This window comes from Streptococcus sp. 27098_8_66, from assembly GCF_041431945.1.
Classification (GTDB): domain Bacteria; phylum Bacillota; class Bacilli; order Lactobacillales; family Streptococcaceae; genus Streptococcus; species Streptococcus dentalis.
On record NZ_JAPVYS010000005.1, the window covers coordinates 80,513 to 106,416 of the forward strand.

The following is a 25,904-nucleotide window of genomic DNA, read 5'->3' on the forward strand; positions in this document are numbered from 1 at the left end:
AAAAAGCGAGGTTTCTCTCTATATTACAGAGAAGATCGACCAGTAAAAAGCTCTTTATCCGCTTCACTACTTTGTAAACATCATTTACAACAGTGTAAATAGCAACAACAGATTTCAATCTATAAAATTGAGGCTGAAACATCATCTCAGCCCCATTTTATTAGTGGTTTGCTCTGTTTTTGGAGATGCTCCGCGATTTACCTTCCAAGTAAACCATTAAAATAGAGATATCCGCTGGATTGACACCTGAGATACGACTTGCTTGACCAATCGTTTCTGGATTAATTAATTTAAATTTTTGACGCGCTTCGGTTGCAATAGAGTCAATATCATCCCAGTCAATATTCGCAGGAATTCGTTTTTCTTCCATACGCTTCATTTTTTCGACTTGGTCCATTGCTTTTGAAATATAGCCTTCATATTTAATTTCAGTTTCAATCAATTCAATGATTTTATCATCCAGTTCTTCAGCTGCAGGACCGATAAATTCTACCACATCTTGGTAAGAGACTTCTGGTCGTCTCAAGAATTCTTTAGCAGTGACAGCATCTGTCAATGGTTTAAAGCCCATTGCAGCAACCTTCTCATTGGTTTCCTTTACAGGCTTTAACTTAATGCTATCCAAACGCTTCATCTCGTTTTCAAACTGATACTTCTTAGTTTCGAAACGTTGCCAACGTTCATCATCTACCAATCCAATTGCTCGTCCCATTTCTGTCAAGCGCATATCGGCATTATCATGACGCAAAATCAAACGGTATTCTGCACGGCTTGTTAACAAACGATACGGTTCGATCGTTCCCTTTGTTACCAAATCATCGATCATGACCCCAATATAACCATCACTGCGTTTCAAAATGAGTTCCGGTTTTCCTTGGATTTTTAGAGCCGCATTGATCCCTGCAATAATTCCTTGACCAGCGGCCTCCTCGTAGCCAGATGTTCCATTGGTTTGACCAGCTGTAAAGAGACCTGAAATTTTCTTGGTTTCCAAAGTTGCGCGCAATTGATGAGGCAAAACCATATCATACTCAATTGCATAACCCGTTCGCATCATTTCTGCCTTCTCAAGACCCTTAATAGAATGGACGAGATCCCGTTGAACATCCTCTGGTAAACTCGTTGATAGCCCTTGAACATAGACTTCTTCTGTATTTCGTCCCTCAGGTTCTAAAAATAGTTGATGGCGCTCTTTGTCAGCAAAACGGACAATTTTATCCTCAATGGACGGACAATAGCGAGGACCTACTCCCTTTACAACCCCTGTAAACATAGGTGCCCGGTGTAAATTATTCTGGATAATTTCATGACTATGCCCATTCGTGTAAGTCAACCAACAAGGAACCTGATCCTTTACATAATCTTCATCACGCGATGTATAAGAAAAATGATTTGGATCTTCATCTCCAGGTTGAATTTCCGTTTCGTCATAGTTAATTGACGATGCCTTTACACGAGGTGGCGTCCCTGTTTTGAAACGTCCAATTTCTAATCCAAGCTGTTTGAGATTGTCGGCCAAATTGATAGAAGCTAGACTATGATTAGGTCCTGATGAATACTTGAGATCTCCAATGATAATTTCTCCGCGTAAAGCTGTCCCAGTAGTGACAATAACAGCCTTCGCCCCATACTCTTGGTGAGTCGCAGTCCTTACACCAACAACCTTACCATTCTCCACCAAAATCTCATCAATCATAGTTTGGCGAAGAGTTAAATTTTCTTGGTTTTCAACTGTTTTCCGCATTTCTTTTGAGTAAAGTTCTTTGTCTGCTTGAGCCCGAAGTGCACGAACCGCAGGACCTTTACCAGTATTGAGCATTTTCATTTGGATGTAGGTCTTGTCGATATTCTTCGCCATTTCTCCACCGAGGGCATCGACTTCACGCACGACAATCCCCTTAGCAGAACCACCAATAGAGGGATTACAAGGCATAAAAGCCAGCATTTCAATGTTAATAGTCGCAAGTAAGACCTTACAACCCATACGGCTAGCAGCTAGGGAGGCTTCTACTCCCGCATGCCCCGCACCGATTACAATGATATCGTATTCTTCAATAAAATTATAAGTCATTTTTTCTCCTATTTCTCAAGATGGATGTGTCGTAATTTTCCATCCCATTCTGGTAAGGCTGATTTTAAAAAGGCTGGTTTCAGGTCAACAGTATGTAAATCATCGAAAGCAATCCAACGGCAAGGTAATTGCTTTGTATCTTCCTGCATGACCAAAGGTGCATCTTCTAGCAAGTCCACCAAATAATGAAATTCAATGTTATGGTAGTGGATTCCAGCTTGTTCAAAGTGATTTTCAACCACGAAAGCTAACGGACCTGCTGTAGATGTGACACCAAGTTCCTCTTTGACTTCCCGAACCACCGCATCTTCTGTAGTTTCATTGACTTGAATAGCACCTCCGATTGTATAACAGCCGTCCTCATCTTCTATGACGAACAAGCGGTTATCTTTTACAATCAAAGCAGTCGCTCTCACACCAAAAACAGTAGAACCTATTTTCGTCCGAAAATCCTGTTGCTTCATTTTACTTCCTTTCGAAATCACACAAAAATAGTCAAAACTCTGAGAAGTGCAGGACAAAAAAGCCTGCAACATCCATGAGCTTTGACCATCATTTCTATTGCTTTTATTATTGTAGCAAATTGAGAAAATTTGTCAATCTAAATGTACTGACAAACTTTTCCATCCCGATAAGCATTGTCAATCAAGCCACCGCCTAGACACTCTTCACCGTCGTAAAAGACAACAGCTTGTCCTGGTGTAATGGCTCGTTGAGGTTCTGCGAAAATCACTTCTGCCTTGTCACCTTTAACGTGTACAGTCACCTTGGAGTCAGGCTGACGATAGCGGAACTTAGCTGTACACTCTAATGTAAACTCTTCTGGCATATCTCGTGTAAAGTGAACTTGACTAGCCTGTAAACTTGTTGACATCAATGCTTCATGATAGAAGCCTTGACCGACATAAAGAATATTTTGACTAAGGTCTTTACCAACTACAAACCATGGAGCATTGTCTCCACCTTGTTGGCCTCCAATTCCAAGCCCACCCCGTTGACCGATTGTGTAATACATCAAACCTGCATGTTCACCCATATCTCGTCCATCAATGGTCATCATTCGACCTGGTTGGGCAGGAAGGTAGTTCCCTAGAAACTCTTTGAAATTCTTTTCTCCGATAAAGCAAATTCCAGTTGAGTCTTTCTTTTTAGCTGTTGCCAATCCAGCTTCTTCAGCTAGACGACGAACCTCTGGCTTTTCCAAATGTCCCAATGGGAACATGGTTTTTTGAAGTTGTTCTTGTGACAGTTGGCTTAAGAAATAAGTTTGATCCTTCCCGTTGTCAACGCCACGTAACATATGGACAATGCCATCCTCATCACGCGACACGCGCGCATAGTGCCCTGTGGCTACATAATCTGCACCGAGTGTCATAGCATAATCTAGAAAGGCCTTAAATTTGATTTCCTTATTACACATGACATCCGGATTTGGTGTTCGACCAGCTCGGTATTCAGCAAGGAAATATTCAAAGACACGATCCCAGTATTCTTTCTCAAAGTTGACAGAATAGTAAGGAATGCCAATTTGGTCTGCAACCGCTGCTACATCTTTATAATCTTCTGTAGCTGTACAGACGCCATTTTCGTCTGTGTCGTCCCAGTTTTTCATGAAGATGCCGATGACATCGTAACCCTGTTGCTTTAATAATAAAGCTGTTACAGATGAATCCACACCACCACTCATACCAACGACAACACGTGTTTTCGAGTTATCACTCATAGGTTTCTCCCATCTTTTCGTTTCTCACGATTGAAGGTCGTGGTTTGCTTCAACGATTGAAGGTCGTTTTGAGCAGTTACCATTTTAACACGCTTTATATTAGAAAACAAGCATCTTACTATTCTTTTTGTTGATCAGGATTGATGGGTTTACAGGCCTGTCAATATAAAAAGAGTCCTATTCAAGAACTCTTTTCATACGAATTTAATACCAGCCATTTGCCAACCAGAAATTTTTAGCTGCTGACCATGATCCATAACGGTTGACAACATATTGATTAGCCACTTTTTCTTGGTTTGCAGTTGATAAATCACCATTCAAATAAGTGATAGTTAATTGGTAACGGCCATAATATTGGCCATTTTGTGCTGTATAGCTACCACTTGACTCTTTTTGGGCAATCCATTCCTTAGCAGCCGCATCTTCCGCACTCAAGCCATCTGAAGCAGAGACAGTAGTTGTTGCTTGTGTAGTATCAGTTTTACTAGCAGGAGCTTGCTCCGTAGTTTTCTGCGTTGTATTTGCATCTTCAATCTCAAGAACTTGACCAACTGAGATGAGATTTACGTTACTAATCTTATTTTTCTTAGCAATTGCATCAACCGTTGTGTTCTTCTCTTTAGCAATAGCTGATAAAGTATCACCTGATTTTACAGTATAAGAATCTGCATTCGCTACAATTGGAAGGAAAAGTCCTGCAAGTAAACTAAGTCCAATAATTCGTTTCATCATTTGTTTTTTATTCATTATTATGTACTCCTTTATTGGTATACCTCTATACTACACAAGAAATATTTCATATTTATTGAAATAATGTGTCAAATATTTCAGTCAGATGTTAGAAATACTAAAAATCCAGGATAATATAAATGCTTTAAGCCCCCTTTAAGATTTCTCAGATATTTCGGGAAAAATAGAAGAAATCGTCAGCCATATCTGATATAATGAAGTAAAGTGATCACAAAGGAGCAGAGCATGAACTCTTTAAAATTCCAATCAGTTTTTGATATTATTGGACCTGTGATGATCGGCCCATCCAGTAGTCACACTGCAGGTGCTGTTCGAATTGGTAAAATTGTTTCTTCTATCTTTGGAGAGGAGCCAAAAGAAGTTGAGTTCCAATTATTTAATTCCTTCGCCAAAACCTATCGTGGTCATGGGACAGATTTAGCCTTAGTAGCGGGCATCTTAGGCATGGACACAGATGATCCTAGAATCCCAGATAGTCTAAAAATTGCACATGAACGAGGCATTCGGATTGTTTGGTCTATTCAAAAAGAGAGCAATGCTCCTCACCCAAACACAACGACTATTACTGTTAAAAATGATCATAAAACGATTTCTGTCACTGGAATCTCAATTGGTGGTGGGAACATACAGGTTACTGAATTAAATGGCTTTGCCATCTCGCTAAATATGAATACTCCAACCATTATCATTGTTCACCAAGACGTCCCTGGAATGATCGCTCATGTGACAGAAGCTCTTTCTCGCTATGATATTAATATTGCACAAATGAATGTAACACGGGAAAAAGCTGGAGAAAAAGCGATTATGATTATAGAAGTTGACTCCAGGAGTTGTGAAGCAGCGATCGAAGATATCCGTAAAATTCCTCATCTTCATAATGTCAACTTTTTCAAATAAGGAGTTCATATGTTTTATTCAATTGTAGACCTCGTAGAACAAGCAAGCACGCAATACGAAGGAAACGTCGCAGAGTTAATGATTGCAACTGAATTTGAACTAACTGGTCGTGAACGAGAAGAAGTCCTACGATTAATGACCCGTAATTTAGAAGTGATGATTGATTCTGTAAAGTTAGGATTAAATGAAAACCACTCTCGTAGTGGGTTAACCGGTGGGGATGCCGCAAAATTAGATCGCTATATCAAATCAGGAAAAACGTTATCTGACTTGACCGTCCTAACCGCAGCGAAGAATGCTATTGCTGTCAACGAACACAATGCTAAAATGGGATTGGTCTGTGCAACACCCACTGCAGGATCTGCTGGTTGCCTTCCCGCAGTTCTCACTGCAGCAACCCAAAAATTAGGGTTAAACCGTCAGCAACAATTAGATTTTCTACTGACAGCTGGAGCTTTTGGTTTAGTGATCGCAAATAATGCTTCTATTTCAGGTGCAGAAGGTGGTTGTCAAGCAGAAGTCGGTTCTGCTTCAGCTATGAGTGCGGCTGCATTGACACTAGCTGCCGGGGGAACTCCTTATCAAGCGAGTCAGGCAGTCTGTTTTGTCATCAAAAACATGCTTGGCCTCATTTGTGATCCAGTAGCAGGACTCGTGGAAGTTCCATGTGTCAAACGAAACGCAATGGGAGCCAGCTATGCCTTCATTGCTGCTGATATGGCCTTAGCAGGCATTGAATCAAAAATACCTGTTGATGAAGTGATTGACGCCATGTACCAAGTTGGTTCTAGTCTTCCGACTGCCTTTAGAGAAACAGCTGAAGGAGGATTGGCAGCAACACCAACCGGACGTAGATTACAAAAAGAGATATTTGGAGAATAACATGCAAGCCTTGTTTTTTGATTTAGATGGAACATTAGTTGACAGTTCCAAGGGAATTACAGAGAGCTTTCAACATACATTCGATACTTTGAAGGTTCCTCAACCAGATCTCAAAACCATCCGTAGTTTTATGGGACCACCTTTGATTTCTAGTTTTGAAGCTACCCTTCCTGAAACTTTGGTAGATCAAGCAGTAACTATCTATCGCCAGTATTATCATGAAAAAGGTCAATACAAATCAACTCTGTTTCCTCAGATAGTAGAAGCTTTGAAAGCATTACAAGACGAAAACATTCCTCTTTATGTAACCACTTCAAAACATGAACCAGTTGCTTTACAGATGTGTCAAGATTTAGGTATCGCTAAATACTTTAAAGGAATTTATGGATCAAATTCAGATCGTATCCACAAAGCCGATGTCATTCGATACGCCTTGTCAATCAATGACCTTCCAAAAGAAGAGACAGTGATTATTGGAGACACAAAATTTGACCTCATTGGAGGTCAAACAGTGGGCATAAAAACCATGGCAGTCACTTGGGGATTTGGAGATCTTGAAGAGCTACTTCTTTACTCACCAGATTTTATTTGTCACTCTCCACTTGATATTCTTGAGACATTAAAAAAATAGGTTTACAAATTGTAAACCTATTTTTTAATAACCCCAAGCTGATAAACCTTGTGAGCTATATGCATTGTATGCAGCCTGGATTTGATCATCAACTGTCGCAGTTGAACCCCAACCTGGCATTGTTTGGAACAAACCACTAGCACCAGAAGCATTTGTTGCATTTACTTGACCATTTGATTCACGGGCAATGATTGCTTCCCAAGTAGAAGCAGGTACGCCAGTCATTTCAGCCATACGAGCAGCTGCATAAGATCCTTGTTCTCCAGCAGTATTCCCATTTGATAGAACAATTCCACCATTTGTTGATTGTGCAGAAGTCACTGCAGCATTTGCTGCATAAGTTGTTTGTTTTTGAGCAGTTTGTGCTGTTGCAGTTGCTGTAGGTGCACTTTCAGCAGGTTTTGCTTGCTCTTGTGGAGTAACTTTATCAATCATAGATTTTGAACGCTCACCTAACTCAATAATTTGTCCTGCATAGATCAAATCTTCATTGGTCAGATTGTTAGATGCAATAATATTTTCTACTGAAGTGTTATTTTCTAGTGCAACTTTTGATAGAGTATCTCCAGACTTCACTTCGTAAGTTTCAGCATTCACTATAGCAATACCAGAAATGAAAAGTGATGCTGCTGAAAGTAGGGAAGTGACTGTCCATTGGAACTTTTTACTGTTCATGAATTCTATTCTCCTTTCGAACATAATTCTATCATACACACAAAATGTTACAGTTTATTGTAGAATATATTACAAATGTTACAAGAATATGTGAATTTAATGTAAAAAGCGCTTTGTATAGCGCTTTTTCCTTATTTTTGAACCAATACAACTAGCTCTATCCATTTTTTAGATAAAAAACTATCAACATGAGACACAGAATAACGAGCAATGCCAGGCTATCTTTTACTCCCCACTGCAGAGTCCGATAGCGTGTTCGTCCCTCACCACCTTTGTACCCTCTCGCTTCCATCGCAATTGCTAATGCATCTGCGCGTTTAAAACTTGAGGCAAACAAAGGAATGAGAATCGGAATGAAGGAACGAATTCTTTTTAATAGATTTCCTTCACCAAAATCAACACCACGCGCCCTTTGCGCATTCATGATTCGATTCGTATCATCTACTAAGGTTGGAATAAAGCGCAAACTCATAGATAGCATTAAGCCAATCTCATGAGCCGGAACCTTAATAATTTTTAGTGGGGTAAGGATCTTTTCAACAGCATCTGCTAAACTCAATGGTGTCGTCGTCACGGTTAAAATCGTCGAATAAAAAATGATTAAAATAAATCTACAAAATATGATGGCGGCTTGCATCAATCCTTGGTCGGTTAATTTAAAAAACCACCATTGATACAAAATAGTTCCTTGAGAGGTCGCAAATAATTGAAAAATGGTTGTAAAAGCAATGATAAAAATCATTGATTTTAAACCTTTAATATAAAAACTAACCGAAATCCTCGTTAGATACATTAAAACAAAAATAAAAGCAAAGAGAAGAACATTTGTCTGGATATTATTTGCCCAAAACAGAAGAAATATGAATAAAAACATTGAGAGCAACTTCCCACGAGGATCTAGTTGGTGGATAATGGAGTTTCCAGGAATATACCTTCCTAAAATCATATTATTCATGAAGTAACAGCTCCTTTAGTTCCTCAATTTTGATTGGTAGTCTGTCCAGAGGAAGTCCTCTTCGTTTCAATTGAAGAGCAAAATTCGTAATTTGTGGGACTCCTAATTGAAGTTTTTGTAAATACTCAACCTGTTGAAACACTTCCCTTGGGGATCCGTTCAGGACAAGTTTTCCCGCTTCTAAAGCAAATACGGTATCAGCAAAATTTGCTACATCATCCATCGTATGAGTTACCAGAACTAGAGTCATCCCATTTTTATGTAATGTCTCAAACAGCGCCATCAATTCCTTTCTTCCAGCAGGATCTAGCCCTGCTGTTGGCTCGTCCAATACTAAAATCTCTGGTTCGATAGCTAAAATACCCGCGATCGCAACCCGTCTCATCTGTCCACCAGATAATTCAAATGGACTTTTATCATAGATAGACTCATCTAAACCAACGATCGCTAATTTTTCTTTGGCTATTTCCTCCGCTTTGTCCTTAGGTACCCCAAAATTTTGTGGTCCAAAGGCTACATCAGCTAGAACGGTTTCTGCAAACAGCTGACTTTCTGGAAATTGAAAAACCAAACCAACCTTTTTTCTCAGGTACTTCATTTCTTTTGGCTCAGAATGATTATCTAAAACAAAATCTTCAAATTGAATCGTTCCTTTAGTCGGACGCAGTAAACCATTTAGTAATTGCAACAAAGTAGACTTGCCACTACCAGTATGCCCGATAATGGCTGTATAAGATCCATCTTTTATTTCCAAACTAATATCAGAAAGCGCCTGCCCTTCAAAAGGACTTCCCTCTTGATAAGTATAATAGACATTCTTTAAAGAGATTCCCATAGTTGGTCTAATAACTCACTTTCTGTTAGATAGTCCTGCTTTAGCGGAAAATGCGAGCTGAGAGATTCTTGGACCTGCTTACTAAAAGGCTTATCTAATCCAATATCATTCAGATCATTTCTTGAAAACAATTCCCGCGGCGTCATAGAAGACTCTAGTTTTCCCTTTTGAAACACGAGTGTTCGATCACTTAAGGCAATTTCGGTTAAATCATGAGTAATGGAGATAATTGTTAATTGAAATTTTTTTTGAAGTTCTTTCATTACCGCCATTAGATCCTCTCTACCTTCTGGATCTAACATACTAGTTGCTTCATCAAGGATAATAATAGTTGGTCTCAAGGCGATAATACCTGCTATGGCCACCCGTTGCTTTTGACCACCTGACAAACGAGATGGTTCGCGATCTTTAAACTCCAGCATACCAACTTGCTCAATAGCCTTCTCCACACGTTGAAGCATTTCTTCCCGTGGAATTCCTTGATTTTCTAAACCAAAGGCAACATCATCTTCTACTGTCGCACCAACAAATTGGTTGTCAGGGTTCTGAAATACAATCCCAATTTTACTACGGATTTCCCATATGGTTTCACGAGTCAGTTGTTTTCCATCAACGTAAATCTCACCAGACTCAGCTTCCAAAAGGCCATCAATCAGGCGTACAACTGTAGATTTCCCACTACCATTGTGTCCAACAATCGAAAGCCACTCTCCTTGTTTCACGTGAAACGAAACCGTGTCAATTTGATACTCTTCTACTGTTTTATCGTATCGAAAGGATACATTTTTTAGCTCAATCATCTGTTTCATTTATTTAAATGTGTCTTTAAAGAGATAGCTACTTCCCTTAAAGTAGTCGTAACCAGAATAAATTGTGAAAATCAATGCAATATAAAGCAACACTTGCCCTGGAAGTGTCCAATGGCAAAGCAAAAAGATAATGGCAAACATTTGGCTAAAGGTTTTAATTTTTCCAGGCATGGCTGCAGCAAGAACTGTACCACCTGTCTCAACAAGTAGAAGACGCAAACCAGTGACAGCTAACTCACGACAAATGATAACGGCTGCAATCCAAGCAGGAACCATTTTTAATTCAATCATCATGATAAAAGCTGACATGACCAATAATTTATCTGCCATTGGATCGGCAAATTTACCAAAATTACTAACTACATTCCATTTTCGTGCAAGAAAGCCATCTAAATAATCTGTAATACTAGCAATTGCAAAAATAACTGCCGCTACAATATGTCCTAAGTAAGAATGACTTAAACTTAAAATAGCAATAAAAATAGGAATCATCACAACCCGAATTAATGTCAATGCATTAGGAATATTTTCTTTTTTCATACTTCCTCCAAAAAATAAACTATCTTTACATCTATTTTACAGATGCTGTAAATTCATAAAAATATACGATATAAATCACAAAGCCAAGGATGGCAAAACTAACTAGTAAATAATACAGGATTGGTAACCAGCTCGCTTTCTGTCTTAATTTTCTTGAATGAAGCTCCTCGTCATCTACAAGTATTTCTTCATCAAATAACAATTCTTTTCCTTCACGAAAAGCTGTCAATAGGATGGACTCATCTAAACCCAAAGCCCATGCTAACTTTTTAAGATAGATCTGAGCGTAAAAGGGACTCGGTAATAGATCAAACTCATCGTTTTCCAACGCTTCTATATAAGGAATTTCAATGGCTGTCTTATTTGACACATCCTGTAAACTTAAGTGTAAATTTACTCTTGACAGTCTTAACACTTGACCAATCGTTCTCTTCTTCATGTTTTCCCTTCTTGATACATTGTTTACTACTTTTGAAAAATCATATAGTCAACCATCTCAGCCTGGTCGATGAACTGATGCCCTAATTTGATGATATCCTGTAAACTAATACCTTGTAAAATCTTTGGAAGATCATAAGAAGTGCTACCGTCTGAAAAATATTCAAACTGAGTGGCACTATACTCAAGCGAATTTAAACCTTGTAAGAAATCACCAAACATTTCGCTTTTAATCGTATCCAAATGTTCCTGATTCACATCTGGATCCTTCTCGAATTGTTTGATCGCGGACCTAAATTGATGAGATAAGGACACCGGTTCTTGAGTATCCATTGTCAAAATAACGAAATGAAATAATTCTTCAACCTCGACTTCAAGTGTCAATGAGTTGTCAATTTTCCCAGCTTCGTATAAACTTTGAAACCGTTGCGAAGTCCAACCAAACATCATCGAAAATAGTAATTTCAACATCAATTTATAACGAAATATTTCCTCTTCCTTAATGATATCATTTCCTCGAATTCCAATTGCCAACTTAGGAGTAGCAACTTCCATTCTACAAGATTGATTCAATCTTACTTCATTTTTTTCTACAGGAAAACGTTCTAACTCCACAGATGGATGAGGAGGAACTAGATCATGTTTTTTTACTACTTGCAATAATTCATCAACATCAAAGTTTCCAATCACTAATAAGTGCATTTGAGAGGGATGATAGAATAGATCAAAGTTTTCACGGAGATTATCTATTGTAATGTAAGAAATAGACTCCCTAGTCCCAGCAATATCATCTGCTAACGGCGTTCCCGGATATAAATTTTCTAACGCACCAAAAAATAATCGATAGTCTGGACTATCTTGGTACATTCCAATTTCTTGTTGAATGATTTCTCTTTCCTTAGATACAGATTTTTCTGTAAAGGAAACCTTTGAAACCATCTCCAATAGCAATTGAATATTTTCAGGGACTTTTGAAGTTGTTGAAAAAAGATAACTTGTCTTTGCAAAGCTTGTAAAGGCATTACTTTCCGATCCTAAATGAACGAATTTTTTTAAATAATCTTGACCATTTTCATCTTCAAATACTTTGTGTTCTAGGAAATGAGCAATTCCTGCAGGATATTGCCTTTCATCACCATTCACTAGAATTCGTGTATCCACTGAGCCAAACTTAGTTGTGATTATTCCATATGTTTCATAATAATCTTCTTTGGGAATTAAATGAATAGTCAACCCATTTGACAAGCGTGTAAAGTAAACTTGCTCACCAACTGATTCATAATATTTTTCTTTAATTTTCAATCTTTACACTACTTTCCTTCCATAAAATAAACAGACTGTAAATTAATTGTTTTTGCTACTTCAATAATTTCTTCTCTACTAACCTTATCGATGGACTCTAACCACTCTTCTAAAGAAAGGACTTTCTTTCCTAGGATCGTTTTCAGATATTTCCTTTCAATCAAGGTATTTTGCCGATCCTGTGCTAATAAGGTCGTATTCACCAACATTTCTTTTGTCAATTGAAGCTCTGACTCTGTAAACTTGCCTCGTTTTAAATCATTCAACTGTCGCATAATCAAGGTCATTACTTTCGTACGAGATTCCTTATCAATACCTGCAAAAACTCTCATGAAGCCTGTAAAAATATCAAAATGGCTTGAGATAGTATAAGCAAGGCCTTCTTTCTCACGTATTATTTGAAAAAGTCTCGAATGCGAGAAAGCTCCCAGCATCCCATTTAATACTACTAGAGGGATATGGAGAGATTCTCCATACTGGATAGAAAAATGATAACCTAATTCTAAAATAGATTGTTGGTTTTGTTTTTGCTCTAACTTTTCTCTTACAACATTTGTAAAAGGTTGTCGATAGGTGACAGACAAATTGTTATCACGTGGCTTGAATTCAAACTGGTTCACTCGATCCACAATAGCGACCTCATTAAAGTCACCTATGAAAAAGAAGTCAATATTATCTAATTGGAGCATCTGATGAAACTGTTCAAGAGAATTTTGAGCTGTTTCTTGTCTCACTAAATCAACTTTCCCCAATCTTGACATCCCGATTGTTTCGTCTTCAAAAAATAGTTGATTCAATTGCCCATGTGCATAATAATAAGGCTCTTCAATTTCTGACTCCAAATCGGAAATCGTATTTTTCTTTTCAACGTCAAATGTATCACTGTCAAAGTGATCTTCTACTACCAAAGGTGAAAAGAAGATAGTTTCTATAATGTCCAAAACCTCATCAGTAAGAACATTTTTCTTGCTCAAAAAGTCATCGCGCACAAAGGAAATATTCAAATCAACATAATGAACACGACCCCTCTTAGAGACTGAGGTTGACAATTCTACCCCGTATAGACTCGCTAATTTTTCACGGAATAATTGTGAAGTTGGATATTTTTGATTTGCAGTTTCCATCATACAGGCTACTAAAACACGCGCAGCCACGGTATTTTCATCTAATGGCGATGAAAAACGGACCTTAATTTTATTGGTTTTAAATTTTTTTGATTGAAGAAAGTGAAGATTCACGCCCTTTACTAATTCCATTTTCATCCTCGTTCTACTCAATAGTAACTTTCATTATAACACGAAATCACACTAAAATCCTAATTCAAACTGTGAAAAAGCTCCTCAAATCACTCAACATTCTCTACCCTAGAAAAACTAAAAATATGGTATAATAACACGCAAAGAGGTGAACTATGAATTACAAATTATTTGATGACTTTATTACATTACAAGCAATCTTAAAAGAACTCGGTATTATACAGAGTGGTGGTGCAATCAAAGCCTTTCTTCAAGAAAAAGAAGTCTTTGTTAATGGTGAATTAGAACAACGGAGAGGCCGTAAACTTCGTGTCAATGATCAAATTGACATTCCTGAACTGAACATGACTATCACCATTCTTGAACCTTCTCAAGAAGAAATAGAAGAGCATCTTAAAGAAAAGGAAGAAAAGGAACGTGTTGCTAAACTTGTCAAGCAACTCAATCAACAACAAAATAAACTACCGACAAAGACTAACAAAAAAGAAAAAGCAATTCGCTTTCCTGGTATCTCGTAATGTGGTTAAAACAGTTATCCATTCAACATTTTCGTAATTATCAAGAACTTGAAGTCGAGTTTCATCCTGGATTAAATATTTTCCTAGGTCAAAATGCTCAAGGAAAGACCAATATTCTCGAATCAATTTATTTTCTAGCTTTAACCAGAAGTCATCGAACACGAAATGATAGAGATCTCATCTATTTTGAATCCACCGATTTTAAAGTTTCTGGTCAATTACAAAGAGAAACTGGTCCCCTTCCATTAGAAATTTCCTTGACACCAAAAGGTCGGATAACTAAGGTAAATCATTTGAAACAAGCCAAATTATCGAACTATATTGGCCATATGAATGTTGTCCTTTTTGCACCCGAAGATTTGCAACTGATCAAAGGATCACCTGCAGGCCGTCGAAAGTTTATTGACATTGAATTAGGTCAGATGAAACCTCTCTATTTATCCGACTTATCTCAATACAACCATGTACTGAAACAAAGAAATAGTTATCTAAAAAATTCGGAAAAAATTGATGCTACATTTTTGGAGGTCTTAGATTCACAACTAGCTAGTTTTGGAAGTCGCGTCATCCATCATCGGCTTGAGTTTATTAAAAAATTAGAAGCTAAAGCAAAAGAAAAACACACTGGACTTTCTGACAACAAAGAAGACCTATCAATTCAATATCAGTCAACTGTTTTTTCTGAAGAAGGAAATGATATAGAAGAGCAGTTTCTCTCTATGTTGGGAAAAAACCGTCAGAAGGATATTTTTAGGAAAACAACAAGCATTGGACCACACAGGGATGATTTAGCATTTTTTATCAATAATATGAATGCTACCTTTGGTAGTCAAGGCCAGCATCGAAGTGTTGTTCTCTCTCTAAAATTAGCAGAAATTGAATTGATGGAAGAAATCACAAGAGAAAAGCCTATTTTATTACTTGACGATGTCATGAGCGAACTTGACAATTATCGTCAACTTCAACTACTTGAAACCATCTCTAATAATATTCAAACATTTATTACAACGACCACTCTCGATCATTTAAAAGAACTGCCTGAAGAGTTGAAAATTTTCACTGTTCAAGCCGGTCATATCAAAACAGCATCTTGACAGTATTGTCAAGATGCTGTTGTTTTTATTTACAAATGTGTAAATTTATTGTGCCGAGTAGTTAGGAGCCTCGTTTGTAATTTGCACATCATGAGGATGGCTTTCTTTCAATCCGGCACCACTCATTTCGACAAATTGTGCATGATCATGTAAATCTTGAATAGTTGCTGCACCGACATAACCCATACCTGAACGAATACCACCGATCATTTGGAAGACCATATCTGCTACAGAACCTTTATAAGCAACGCGTCCTTCAATTCCTTCAGGGACCAATTTATTGGCTTCATTGACAGATCCTTGGAAGTAACGGTCGCTAGAACCTTTCTTCATTGCTGCAATAGATCCCATACCACGGTATGTTTTAAATTTACGACCTTGGAAGATTTCTGTTTCACCTGGTGCTTCATCTGTACCTGCAAGCATTGAGCCAAGCATAACCGCATTTCCACCAGCTGCAAGTGCTTTGACAATATCTCCTGAATACTTGATACCACCATCAGCAATGATCGTTTTTCCATATTCACGAGCTACAGCGGCTGCATCATAAATAGCAGTCACTTGAGGAACACCAACCCCTGCAACAACACGAGTTGTACAGATTGATCCAGGACCAATTCCAACCTTAACTACATCTACCCCTGCATCAAATAATGCACGAGCACCTTCAGCGGTTGCAATATTTCCTGCAATCAAGGTACGATCTGGGAAGTGAGCACGAATTTCTGCGATCTTACGAAGAACACCCGCAGAATGTCCATGAGCAGTATCGATGACAATTGCGTCTGCACCAGCTTCAAAAAGAGCTTCTGCACGTTCAAAAGTATCTGAAGTAACCCCTACGGCACCAGCTACAAGCAAACGACCAAATTCATCCTTAGCCGCATTTGGGAACTCAATAACTTTTTCAATATCTTTGATTGTAATCAAGCCAGAAAGACGACCATTTTCATCTACCAATGGTAATTTTTCAATACGGTGCTCTTGTAGAATGCGTTCAGCTGTTTCCAAATCAGTTCCAACCGGTGCAGTCACCAAATTTTCACTTGTCATATGATTTGAAATGGGTTGATTGTAATCAGAAATAAAACGCAAATCCCGGTTTGTAAGGATACCAACTAATTTACGATTTTCAAGTGTTTCAACAACAGGAACACCACTGATTCGGTATCGTCCCATCAACTCATCTGCTTCTGCAATTGTATGAGACGGAGTCAAATAGAACGGATCAATGATAACCCCATTTTCAGAGCGTTTTACTTTGCGTACTTCATCTGCCTGTTGCTCAATTGACATGTTTTTATGGATCACACCAAGTCCACCAGCACGTGCCATAGCAATTGCCATTTGACTTTCAGTCACTGTATCCATAGCAGCAGTAATGATTGGGATGTTCAAGCGTAAATTACTTGCTAATTGTGTACTTAAATCTGCATCATTAGGCAATACGTGACTTTCTGCTGGAATCAAAAGCACGTCATCGAATGTAAACCCTTTTTTTAAAAACTTTGTGTCCCAATTAGACATTAGCTGGATCCTCTTTTCTTTTTATTTGAGCAAGGCTCGAATTTTTATTGTTAATATCATACCATTCTATGGCAATTTGTCAATCATTTATTGGTAAATTATCAATGAACAGTAAGAAATGTTCGCTTTTAATGAAGTCGTTTTATTTTTTAAAATAGGTAATTCCCATCGCAGATTTTACTTCATCCAGTGTTTGAGCTGCTACATTTCGAGCGCGCTCACTTCCTTTTTCAAGAATAGAGTAGACCTCACCCATATCCTTTGCAAACTCAAGTCGTCTTTCACGAATTGGTCTTAATTCACGATCTAAAATTTCTAAAAGATATCGTTTGGTCTTTACATCACCAAGTCCACCACGTTGATAATGTTCTTTCATTTCTGCAATTTCAGCTACATCTTCTGGACGGCCAAATACATCCAGGTAATGAAATACCATATTGCCTTCGATTTTTCCTGGATCCTCTACTTTAATATGATCAGGATCAGTATACATACTCATCACTTTTTTCTTTAAAGTATCTGCATCATCAGCTAGGTAAATGCCATTATTCAACGATTTAGACATTTTAGCATTTCCGTCTAAACCAGGTAAGCGCCCTGCTGCTTCGTTTTCAGGATAAATCCCTTCCGGTTCCACCAAAGTATCTGTGTTGTAAGCATGATTAAAGGAACGAACAATCTCACGAGTTTGCTCAATCATTGGCTTTTGATCATTTCCTACTGGAACAAAATTTGCTTTAAAAGCTGTGATATCGGCTGCTTGTGAAATAGGGTATACCAAAAATCCTGTTGGAATACTCTCACCAAAACCTTTTTGAGAAATCTCAGTTTTTACAGTTGGGTTTCTTTCAAGTCGCGCCAAAGATACTAGATTCATGTAATACATGGTCAATTCCGCTAATTCAGGAATCTGACTTTGAATGAAAATCGTAACTCTTTCAGGATCTAGTCCAGCTGCCAGATAATCCAAAGCAACATTACCAATAGATTCTACAATCGTTTTTGGATCTTTTGCATGGTCTGTCAAAGCTTGCTGGTCTGCTAGGAAAACAAACATATTATACTCGTCTTTATTTTGCAACAAGACGCGATTTTTTAAAGAACCAACATAGTGGCCGATATGGAGTTTTCCTGTCGGTCTATCTCCTGTCAGAATGATGGGTTTTGTCATACTCTTCTCCTTAATCGTTATCCCTATCATTATAGCACTTTCTAGTTGAAAATGTTAGTCTATCCTCTATGTTTGTAAGGAATTAACACTTTACTAAACTGTCAATTTCGTTTACATCATTGTAAAAACAAATTGACAGTAAAAAAGTTGAATTTTCCCCTATTTTCTAGTAAAATGAAGACATTATAGAAAGAGGAGAAAATCATTGCTTACAGTATCAGACGTCTCACTACGTTTTAGTGATCGAAAATTGTTTGACGATGTCAATATCAACTTTACAGAAGGAAATACATACGGTCTCATCGGTGCCAACGGTGCTGGAAAGTCAACCTTTTTAAAAATTTTAGCTGGAGATATTGAACCAACAACTGGTCATATTTCTCTTGGTCCTGATGAACGTTTGTCTGTTTTGCGTCAAAATCACTTTGACTACGAAGACGAGCGGGTCATCGATGTTGTCATTATGGGAAATGAAAAACTCTACAACATTATGAAAGAGAAAGATGCTATCTACATGAAAGAAGATTTCTCTGATGAAGATGGTGTCCGTGCAGCTGAACTTGAAGGTGAATTTGCCGAACTTGGTGGATGGGAAGCAGAAAGTGAAGCATCTCAATTGCTTCAAAATCTAAATATTTCAGAAGACCTTCATTACCAAACTATGAGCGAGTTAGCCAACGGAGATAAAGTAAAAGTTCTCCTAGCTAAAGCCCTTTTTGGTAAACCAGATGTCCTTCTTTTGGACGAGCCGACCAATGGATTGGATATCCAATCTATTACCTGGTTAGAAGATTTTCTGATTGATTTTGAAAATACAGTTATCGTTGTATCCCATGACCGCCACTTTTTGAATAAAGTCTGCACTCATATGGCGGATCTCGACTTTGGAAAAATCAAACTTTACGTCGGAAACTATGATTTCTGGAAAGAATCTTCTGAACTTGCAGCAAAATTACAAGCAGATAGAAATGCAAAAGCTGAAGAAAAAATTAAACAATTACAAGAGTTTGTCGCACGTTTCTCAGCCAACGCTTCAAAATCAAAACAAGCAACTTCGCGTAAAAAAATGCTTGACAAGATTGAACTTGAAGAAATTGTTCCATCTAGTCGGAAGTACCCATTTATCAACTTTAAGGCAGAACGAGAAATTGGTAACGATCTCTTAACAGTTGAAAATCTTTCTGTCAAGATTGATGGAGAAACCATCCTTGACAATATCAGCTTTATCTTACGTCCTGGTGACAAAACCGCCCTTATCGGACAGAACGATATTCAAACGACCGCTTTGATCCGTGCATTGATGGATGATATTGAATATGAAGGAACCGTCAAGTGGGGAGTTACAACTAGTCGATCTTATCTACCAAAAGACAACAGCAGAGATTTTGCAGGTGGTGAAAGTATTCTTGATTGGCTTCGTCAATTTGCAAATAAAGAAGAAGATGACAATACTTTCCTTCGTGGTTTCTTAGGACGTATGCTCTTTTCGGGTGACGAAGTTAACAAGTCTGTCAATGTCTTGTCAGGGGGAGAAAAAGTTCGTGTCATGTTGTCTAAATTGATGCTCCTCAAGTCAAACGTTCTTGTACTGGATGATCCAACCAATCACTTGGATTTGGAGTCTATTTCAAGTTTGAATGATGGATTGAAGAATTTTAAAGAATCGATTATCTTTGCCAGCCATGACCACGAATTCATTCAAACACTCGCCAACCATATTATCGTTCTTTCAAAAAACGGCGTAATCGATCGTATTGATGAAACCTATGATGAGTTTCTTGAAAATGAAGAAGTTCAAGCAAAAGTGAAAGAACTTTGGAGTCAATCATAAAAATAAAGAGCCCTGAAATAATGATTTCAGGCTCTTTCAGTAGAAATATATGAATAAAACAAAGATAAAAACATCCCTTTTTATAGTATCTTCTTTCCTGATTCCAGCTATCATGATGTTCTTTATTTACCTCTCACAAGGAATCTACTGGAACAGTGATACATCCCCCTTATTAGGAGATGGTTATCATCAGTATGTCATTTTTGATACCACACTTCGAAATATTTTACACGGGACAGATAGCCTATTTTACAGTTTTCAAAGTGGATTAGGCATTAATTTCTATGCACTCAGTAGCTATTATTTAGGAAGTTTCTTTTCTCCTCTTGTCTACTTCTTTAATGCACAATCTATGCCAGATGCTGTTTACCTCATCACTCTTCTTAAATTTGGAGCTATTGGGTTAAGCACTTATATTAGTTTACATGGAATGTTTTCTAAAATTCCTAGATCCCTGGTTCTTACCCTTTCAACCTCATTTGCTCTTATGAGCTTTGCTATTAGCCAAATTGAAATCAAAACTTGGCTAGATGTTTTTATCCTAGCACCATTAATTCTTTATGGATTCAAAAAACTAATTTACAATGAGGGAGAGATTCTCTACTTTATCAGCTTAACCAGCTTGTTTATCCAAAATTATTATTTTGGGTTTATGATGTCTATTTTTCTCATTTTATGGTACTTGACACAACTGTCATGGGACATCAAAGGAATTGGAAAACGCTTCTTTCATTTTGTGATTGTATCTCTTTTATCAGTTATAACAAGCCTTGTGATGTTATATCCAACCTTCTTAGATTTACGCACTCATGGAGAAAGTTTTTCAAAGGTTGACAGTATCTTTACAGAAAAAAGTTGGTATCTTGACGTATTTGCAAAAAATTTCATTGGAAGTTTTGACACTACTAAATATGGATCAATTCCAATGATCTACGTGGGATTATTTCCACTGCTACTAGCAATCACCTTCTTCTTTGTAAAGTCGATCAAGTTTTACGTGAAACTTTCTTATTTTATACTCTTGGCCATTCTTATTTTGAGTTTTCGTTTTCAATTATTAGATCTCCTTTGGCAAGGTATGCACGCGCCAAATATGTTTCTTCATCGATACTCTTGGATCTTTTCTTTGACGATTATTCTGATGGCAGGAGAAGTACTAAATCGAATAGAGGAGATCACTTGGATTCGTTTTAGTCTTGCTAATTTCCTCCTTATTCTAGGATTTGGAGCAACTGTCCTTTACAGCAGTCACTATAAATTTTTAGATGCTGTCAATTTCATTGTTACTTTTGAATTTTTAATCGCCTTCTATTTAGTCTGTTTAGGATTTATCTTAAAAAAAATACCGCCTAGACTTTTCTATCTTTCGATCCTGTTTTTCTCCATCTTTGAATTATCGGTGAATAGTTATTATCAAATGGAAGGAATTGCGAATGAATGGGTCTTTGCTTCTCGGTCGTCCTACGAACGCGACTTAAAAGCCATCCAATCCTTAGTAAGAGGGAAGACAGACTCTAATTATCGGACTGAGATTCTACAGCCACAAACGGGCAATGATAGCATGAAGTATGGTTATAATGGAATTTCTCAATTTTCATCCGTACGAAATACGGATGCTAGCTCGACATTGGACAAACTAGGATTTAAATCTGAAGGAACTAACCTCAATCTTCGATACCAAAACAATTCTATTTTAATGGATAGTCTATTTGGTGTTCGCTATAATTTAAGCCAACAACCTGTTCAAAAATTTGGATTTAAAGAGATTGCAACCAAAAATGGAGTCTCACTTTCAGAAAACGAATATGCCTTACCTATCGCCTTTCTGTCAGCAAAACTTTATAAAAATATTTCCTTTACGAATTTGACACTGGATAATCAAACACGATTCATCCATCAAATCACGGATGAAAAATATAAATTTTATAAGAAATTAAATATTCTTTCGCCCACTTCACAAAACACTACATCTTCGTTGCAAACTGCAAAAATTGAAGAAGATAGTCATCTATCCTACGCAAGTATTCAATATAAAGTAACAGTTCCTGACCATAGCCAATTATATGTTAATGTTCCAAATTTACAATTTTCAAATGATGATCGGAAAGATATTGAAATCAGCTACAATGGACAAACCCAACGCTATACTATCGATAACGCCTTTCCATTCTTTTCGATTGGTCATTTTGACACAGAGGAAACGATTACTATTCGTATGAGTTTTCCAGAAAATTCGACGGTCTCCTTTGATACACCAGAATTTTTTGCTCTGGATCTTGACCAATACACACAAGCTATCGCTAGTATTCGTCAGCAAGAAGTTGCTATTCACAAAAAGAAAAACAAATTGGTGGCAGCCTATAACGCAACTAGAGACACTACCCTTATTTTTACACTCCCTTATGATAAAGGCTGGTCAGCTAAACAAAATGGAAAGCCTATCCAAATTCACCGCATCCAGAAAGGATTAATGGGAGTTCGTGTTTCAAAAGGATCTGGAACAGTCACTTTAACATTTGTTCCTCAAGGCTTCGTTGAAGGACTTATTGCCTTTTTCGTTGGGATCATTCTCTTTTTCCTCTACGAATGGAGACAAATAAAAAGACGAAGAAGCTAAGGAATCTAACCATCGTTCACTTATAAATAAAAGGCTAGGATAGTAATTATCCTAGCTTTTTCAAAACAAAAAAACACCCAAATGGGTGCTATACTAGCTCCGCCAGTAGGACTCGAACCTACGACATCATGATTAACAGTCATGCGCTACTACCAACTGAGCTATGGCGGAATGAGATATAGTCCGTACGGGATTCGAACCCGTGTTACCGCCGTGAAAAGGCGGTGTCTTAACCCCTTGACCAACGGACCATATATTCATTAACAGAACATATTTCATTATATCAAAATTTAACTAATTGTCAAGCACTAAATTCTAAATTTTGCTCTTCAATTAATTTTTTGACACGTTTGATATTGCTTCTTGAGATTGGACAAGAATACCCTTCTTTCAACAACAACTGTTTTCTTTTCTTATCCATCCCAACGATCATACTTCTATTTACGATATAAGATTGATGGGGACTGAAATATCTCTCCTCCACATCTTTCTCCAAGACATCTGATAAACTTCCCGCAATTTCTTTTTGAAAATTTTTCCCAACTAAGTTTAATTTATAAGCCGAACCAACAGTCTCAATATAAAGAATATCCTTAAATGGAATTTTTATCTTTTTATCTTTAAAGTCATACTCAAAATAATCTGTCAAATCATCATTTCCAATTTGAATAGTTGTTAGATACTCAATACACTCCTTTATTTTTAATCTAAATAAATCTTCATTCAAATTTTTATCAATAAAATCCAAGGCAGATACTTTATAACGATAGGTAATAGAAGCGAATTCTGATTTTGTAGTAATAAAAACAATAATGGCATAAGGATTTGTTTCTCGTATTTTTTTAGCAATTTCTAGCCCACAATATTCATTGTCTTGGATATGAATATCTAGAAAATATAATTGGTGGATATCCGAATGTTGGATATAATTTTCAAATTCCGTAAGTTTACCGGTAGAAATCACTTCAAGTTTAATTTCTAATTCTTTAGCAATTTCTACAATATGTTTTTCTACCCGTATCTGTTGAGAGAGCTCATCTTCTAATAAAAATATCTTCATTCTTGTTCATATCCTCCAATCTTCAAAACTTGTAAAAAACGATTTCCTTGCAATTCTGTTTCTAAAAACATCGTTCCATAATTTGCTAAGATTTTTCTCACATTATTTAATCCTAGTCCTCTATTTTCTCCTTTTGTCGAATAGCCTTCCTCATATATTTTTCTGATATCAAAAGTGATTTCATTTGTTGTATTATGAATCACTAAGTAAACAATTTTTGAAATAGAGAAAATAGCAACATGAACTTTCTTTTCTTCCGCTTCTTTTGAAGCTTCTAAAGCGTTTGTCACTAGAATCCCAACAATCCTCACGATATCTAATAAATCAACTGGTAGTTGCTCGATTGGTTCACTCGTTTCAAAGGTCATTTCTACCCCAGCATCTCTAGCATCCAACCAGCCACGAATCAAAATACTTCGTAATGCAGAATCTCTGATATTGACCAAGTTAAATCCTGATAATTCTTCTGTATTTATCTTTTTATAACCTTCTTCTAATACTTCTCTATGGATTCTCTGTATTTCTGAAATATTTTTTTCCTCAATAGCTAATGACATAGAAATAACTAAATTTCCCAAATCATGACGAAATCCCCTAACAATAGAATAGAGACTTTGAATTTCAGCCATATAGCGACTCATTTGTTGCTCAGAAAATTCTTTATACTCCAGTGCTAAATTTTTACGATACTGATCTCGTTCGATTTTCATATGGAATAAGCTGACTACAAAAAAGAAAAAACAAATCGTTGCCAACATACTCCCAAAATTTTTAAATTGCGCTTGTTCACTAATCCATAAAGCAAAATTAATCACTACAAAGATGGTGAAATAGACGCAGATGACTCTCTTTAAATATTTTTCAAATTCTTTCTCATAAAAAGGAGTGAAATCAAATTCAAATAAGTCAATTAACTTCAAAATGATTCCTAAAGAAACCAAACGAATACATATATTATAAACAATCGAGTGAGCTGCTACAAAAGCATCCCCTAACACTGAAGAGACAATTATCGTCAGAAAAGTTGCTGTTCCTTCAACCGCTAAATAAGTAAAAAAAGAATAAAAAATGGTGCACAAGTAATTCATCCGATTAGCATAATGATAATAAGGATATAAATAAACCGGCCATAAGAGCATATTTAAATCAGAGAGTCGAATATTTGAAACTAGAGTCACATCTAAAAATACTAAGAGACTTTCAAAAAGAAGAACAAAGGTGCTCAGCAGAAAGATAAATGAAAATTGATGTTCCTGATAGATTTTTTCGTCCACTAATGCAAACGTCAGAACAATGATCCCTCCTAAGAGAAAAGACAATACTAATGACTGAATCACACAAACTCTCCTACTTTTTTTCTATTTTATTATATTCTAGTATTATTAGAAAAAATAAAATTTTTATATACAAAAAATTATAATATAAAATAGACTAAAATTAAAGGGGATGGGTGAAATTGTAATGTTTTTAACGATTTTGTTACATGATTGAAAACTATTTTACATAATTCCCACAATCTGCACTTTGCACTATATAGGGATTATTAGATCTTTTTTAAAATATTTCTAATAAATGATTTCATTTTTATTAATCAATAGTAATATATAGAAAAATTAATAGATGATGAAAATTTATACATTTTTTATAAAAAGAAAAGACACAGCAAAAACTGCATCTTTCATTTGATCCCAGCAGGATTCGAACCTGCGACCGTTCGCTTAGAAGGCGAATGCTCTATCCAGCTGAGCTATGAGACCGAACTTACTTCATTTTAGCAGAAAAAGGAAGGAGCGTCAAGGTTATTTATGGTAGGGACTCCCCTGTTGAATCATGAAAGCACGATAGATTTGTTCCACCAACACTAATTTCATCAACTGATGAGGAAGCGTTAATTGACCAAAGCTCATCAATAGATTTCCTCTTTTTTTCACTTCAGGAGACAGACCAAGACTGCCTCCAATAACAAAAGTAAGGTTTGAATAACCAGATGTCATAATCTGATCAATCGTTTGACTAAATTTCTCTGAAGGAAATTGTTTGCCTTCAATAGCCAATACAATCACATATTCCTTATCTGAAATTTTAGAGAGAATTCGTTCCCCCTCTTTTTCAAGGATTTGTTGATTTTCGAGTTGACTGGCACGATCTGGAGTTTTTTCATCAACTAACTCAACCTGTTCTACTTTTGCAAATCGACCAAGCCTTTTAATATACTCCGCGATCCCATCTTTTAAGTATTTTTCTTTTAATTTTCCAACGGTTATCAATTTAATTTTCATTCCCCTATTGTAGCATAATTCTTCAATTCCACAAATAATCCAC

The 25,904-nt window shown here is 36.8% G+C and carries 24 protein-coding genes and 3 tRNA genes; 7 read left to right on the forward strand and 20 right to left on the reverse strand.

The window, feature by feature from the left end:
• Positions 1–160: 160 nt before the first annotated feature.
• From mnmG to O3642_RS05610, 4 genes are all read right to left on the reverse strand, one after another.
• Positions 161–2,071, reverse strand: coding sequence for a tRNA uridine-5-carboxymethylaminomethyl(34) synthesis enzyme MnmG (gene mnmG, locus O3642_RS05595; protein WP_155127478.1), 1,911 nt, complete (start codon positions 2,069–2,071; stop codon positions 161–163).
• 8 nt (positions 2,072–2,079) lie between these two features.
• Positions 2,080–2,535 (reverse strand): NUDIX hydrolase, encoded by a 456-nt coding sequence (locus O3642_RS05600; protein WP_003012839.1) that lies wholly within the window; start codon positions 2,533–2,535, stop codon positions 2,080–2,082.
• Between the two features lie 137 nt (positions 2,536–2,672).
• Positions 2,673–3,794 carry a tRNA 2-thiouridine(34) synthase MnmA gene (gene mnmA / locus O3642_RS05605; protein ID WP_155127481.1) on the reverse strand — a complete coding sequence of 374 codons (1,122 nt, stop codon included), beginning with the start codon at positions 3,792–3,794 and terminating at the stop codon, positions 2,673–2,675.
• A gap of 204 nt (positions 3,795–3,998) precedes the next feature.
• The gene (locus O3642_RS05610; RefSeq protein WP_371605573.1) at positions 3,999–4,541 is read right to left on the reverse strand and encodes a LysM peptidoglycan-binding domain-containing protein; all 543 of its coding nucleotides are present in this window, start codon (positions 4,539–4,541) and stop codon (positions 3,999–4,001) included.
• Positions 4,542–4,769: 228 nt separating this feature from the next.
• Between O3642_RS05610 and sdaAB the strand changes: the two genes are divergently transcribed.
• From sdaAB to O3642_RS05625, 3 genes are read left to right on the forward strand one after another with little or no spacing between them, the layout of a single operon-like run.
• On the forward strand, positions 4,770–5,441 hold the full coding sequence (gene sdaAB / locus O3642_RS05615; protein ID WP_003002135.1) for an L-serine ammonia-lyase, iron-sulfur-dependent subunit beta: 672 nt from the start codon (positions 4,770–4,772) through the stop codon (positions 5,439–5,441).
• 9 nt (positions 5,442–5,450) lie between these two features.
• On the forward strand, positions 5,451–6,323 hold the full coding sequence (sdaAA, locus tag O3642_RS05620) for an L-serine ammonia-lyase, iron-sulfur-dependent, subunit alpha (protein ID WP_003002222.1): 873 nt from the start codon (positions 5,451–5,453) through the stop codon (positions 6,321–6,323).
• Position 6,324: 1 nt separating this feature from the next.
• Entirely contained in the window at positions 6,325–6,954 is a 630-nt protein-coding gene (locus tag O3642_RS05625; RefSeq protein WP_003002086.1) for an HAD hydrolase-like protein, read from the forward strand.
• Between the two features lie 24 nt (positions 6,955–6,978).
• Here the strand turns inward: O3642_RS05625 and O3642_RS05630 are convergent, their stop codons facing one another.
• From O3642_RS05630 to yfmF, 8 genes are all read right to left on the reverse strand, one after another.
• Entirely contained in the window at positions 6,979–7,629 is a 651-nt protein-coding gene (locus tag O3642_RS05630; protein ID WP_371605574.1) for a LysM peptidoglycan-binding domain-containing protein, read from the reverse strand.
• Positions 7,630–7,786: 157 nt separating this feature from the next.
• Positions 7,787–8,584 (reverse strand): energy-coupling factor transporter transmembrane protein EcfT, encoded by a 798-nt coding sequence (locus tag O3642_RS05635; protein ID WP_371605575.1) that lies wholly within the window; start codon positions 8,582–8,584, stop codon positions 7,787–7,789.
• Entirely contained in the window at positions 8,577–9,419 is an 843-nt protein-coding gene (locus tag O3642_RS05640) for an energy-coupling factor transporter ATPase (RefSeq protein ID WP_003002145.1), read from the reverse strand. The genes O3642_RS05635 and O3642_RS05640 overlap by 8 nt, the downstream gene beginning before the upstream one ends.
• Positions 9,404–10,228, reverse strand: coding sequence for an energy-coupling factor ABC transporter ATP-binding protein (locus O3642_RS05645; protein WP_155127496.1), 825 nt, complete (start codon positions 10,226–10,228; stop codon positions 9,404–9,406). The genes O3642_RS05640 and O3642_RS05645 overlap by 16 nt, the downstream gene beginning before the upstream one ends.
• Complete coding sequence (gene pgsA / locus O3642_RS05650; RefSeq protein ID WP_003009208.1) at positions 10,229–10,768, reverse strand: CDP-diacylglycerol--glycerol-3-phosphate 3-phosphatidyltransferase; 540 nt, start codon at positions 10,766–10,768, stop codon at positions 10,229–10,231.
• A gap of 31 nt (positions 10,769–10,799) precedes the next feature.
• On the reverse strand, positions 10,800–11,207 hold the full coding sequence (locus O3642_RS05655; protein WP_003009210.1) for a helix-turn-helix domain-containing protein: 408 nt from the start codon (positions 11,205–11,207) through the stop codon (positions 10,800–10,802).
• A 26-nt stretch (positions 11,208–11,233) separates the two neighbouring features.
• Complete coding sequence (gene yfmH, locus O3642_RS05660; protein ID WP_342986768.1) at positions 11,234–12,508, reverse strand: EF-P 5-aminopentanol modification-associated protein YfmH; 1,275 nt, start codon at positions 12,506–12,508, stop codon at positions 11,234–11,236.
• 8 nt (positions 12,509–12,516) lie between these two features.
• Positions 12,517–13,764 (reverse strand): EF-P 5-aminopentanol modification-associated protein YfmF, encoded by a 1,248-nt coding sequence (yfmF, locus tag O3642_RS05665; protein WP_342986816.1) that lies wholly within the window; start codon positions 13,762–13,764, stop codon positions 12,517–12,519.
• Between the two features lie 155 nt (positions 13,765–13,919).
• Here yfmF and yaaA point away from each other — a divergent pair, with 155 nt between their 5' ends.
• Positions 13,920–14,282: a S4 domain-containing protein YaaA gene (gene yaaA / locus O3642_RS05670; protein WP_003002275.1), complete on the forward strand. Its 363-nt coding sequence runs from the start codon at positions 13,920–13,922 to the stop codon at positions 14,280–14,282.
• Complete coding sequence (gene recF / locus O3642_RS05675) at positions 14,282–15,376, forward strand: DNA replication/repair protein RecF (protein ID WP_003010813.1); 1,095 nt, start codon at positions 14,282–14,284, stop codon at positions 15,374–15,376. The genes yaaA and recF overlap by 1 nt, the downstream gene beginning before the upstream one ends.
• 45 nt (positions 15,377–15,421) lie before the next feature.
• On the opposite strand, the gene guaB is transcribed toward recF, so the two are convergent.
• Complete coding sequence (gene guaB / locus O3642_RS05680; protein WP_003009220.1) at positions 15,422–16,903, reverse strand: IMP dehydrogenase; 1,482 nt, start codon at positions 16,901–16,903, stop codon at positions 15,422–15,424.
• Between the two features lie 142 nt (positions 16,904–17,045).
• Positions 17,046–18,074 carry a tryptophan--tRNA ligase gene (gene trpS / locus O3642_RS05685; RefSeq protein WP_371605576.1) on the reverse strand — a complete coding sequence of 343 codons (1,029 nt, stop codon included), beginning with the start codon at positions 18,072–18,074 and terminating at the stop codon, positions 17,046–17,048.
• Positions 18,075–18,279: 205 nt separating this feature from the next.
• Between trpS and O3642_RS05690 the strand changes: the two genes are divergently transcribed.
• Together O3642_RS05690 and O3642_RS05695 are read left to right on the forward strand one after the other, a co-directional pair.
• Positions 18,280–19,905: an ATP-binding cassette domain-containing protein gene (locus O3642_RS05690; protein ID WP_151379381.1), complete on the forward strand. Its 1,626-nt coding sequence runs from the start codon at positions 18,280–18,282 to the stop codon at positions 19,903–19,905.
• Positions 19,906–19,954: 49 nt separating this feature from the next.
• Positions 19,955–22,522, forward strand: a complete 2,568-nt coding sequence (locus O3642_RS05695) for a YfhO family protein (RefSeq protein ID WP_371605577.1) — start codon at positions 19,955–19,957, stop codon at positions 22,520–22,522.
• 97 nt (positions 22,523–22,619) lie between these two features.
• Here O3642_RS05695 and O3642_RS05700 read toward each other — a convergent pair.
• From O3642_RS05700 to rlmH, 6 genes are all read right to left on the reverse strand, one after another.
• Positions 22,620–22,693: transfer RNA gene (locus tag O3642_RS05700), tRNA-Asn, on the reverse strand.
• Between the two features lie 8 nt (positions 22,694–22,701).
• Positions 22,702–22,773: transfer RNA gene (locus O3642_RS05705), tRNA-Glu, on the reverse strand.
• A gap of 50 nt (positions 22,774–22,823) precedes the next feature.
• On the reverse strand, positions 22,824–23,582 hold the full coding sequence (locus tag O3642_RS05710) for a LytTR family DNA-binding domain-containing protein (protein ID WP_151379380.1): 759 nt from the start codon (positions 23,580–23,582) through the stop codon (positions 22,824–22,826).
• Positions 23,579–24,919, reverse strand: a complete 1,341-nt coding sequence (locus tag O3642_RS05715; protein ID WP_270300096.1) for a GHKL domain-containing protein — start codon at positions 24,917–24,919, stop codon at positions 23,579–23,581. The genes O3642_RS05710 and O3642_RS05715 overlap by 4 nt, the downstream gene beginning before the upstream one ends.
• A gap of 346 nt (positions 24,920–25,265) precedes the next feature.
• Positions 25,266–25,339: transfer RNA gene (locus O3642_RS05720), tRNA-Arg, on the reverse strand.
• A gap of 42 nt (positions 25,340–25,381) precedes the next feature.
• Positions 25,382–25,861: a 23S rRNA (pseudouridine(1915)-N(3))-methyltransferase RlmH gene (gene rlmH / locus O3642_RS05725; protein ID WP_003009233.1), complete on the reverse strand. Its 480-nt coding sequence runs from the start codon at positions 25,859–25,861 to the stop codon at positions 25,382–25,384.
• Between the last annotated feature and the right edge of the window lie 43 nt (positions 25,862–25,904).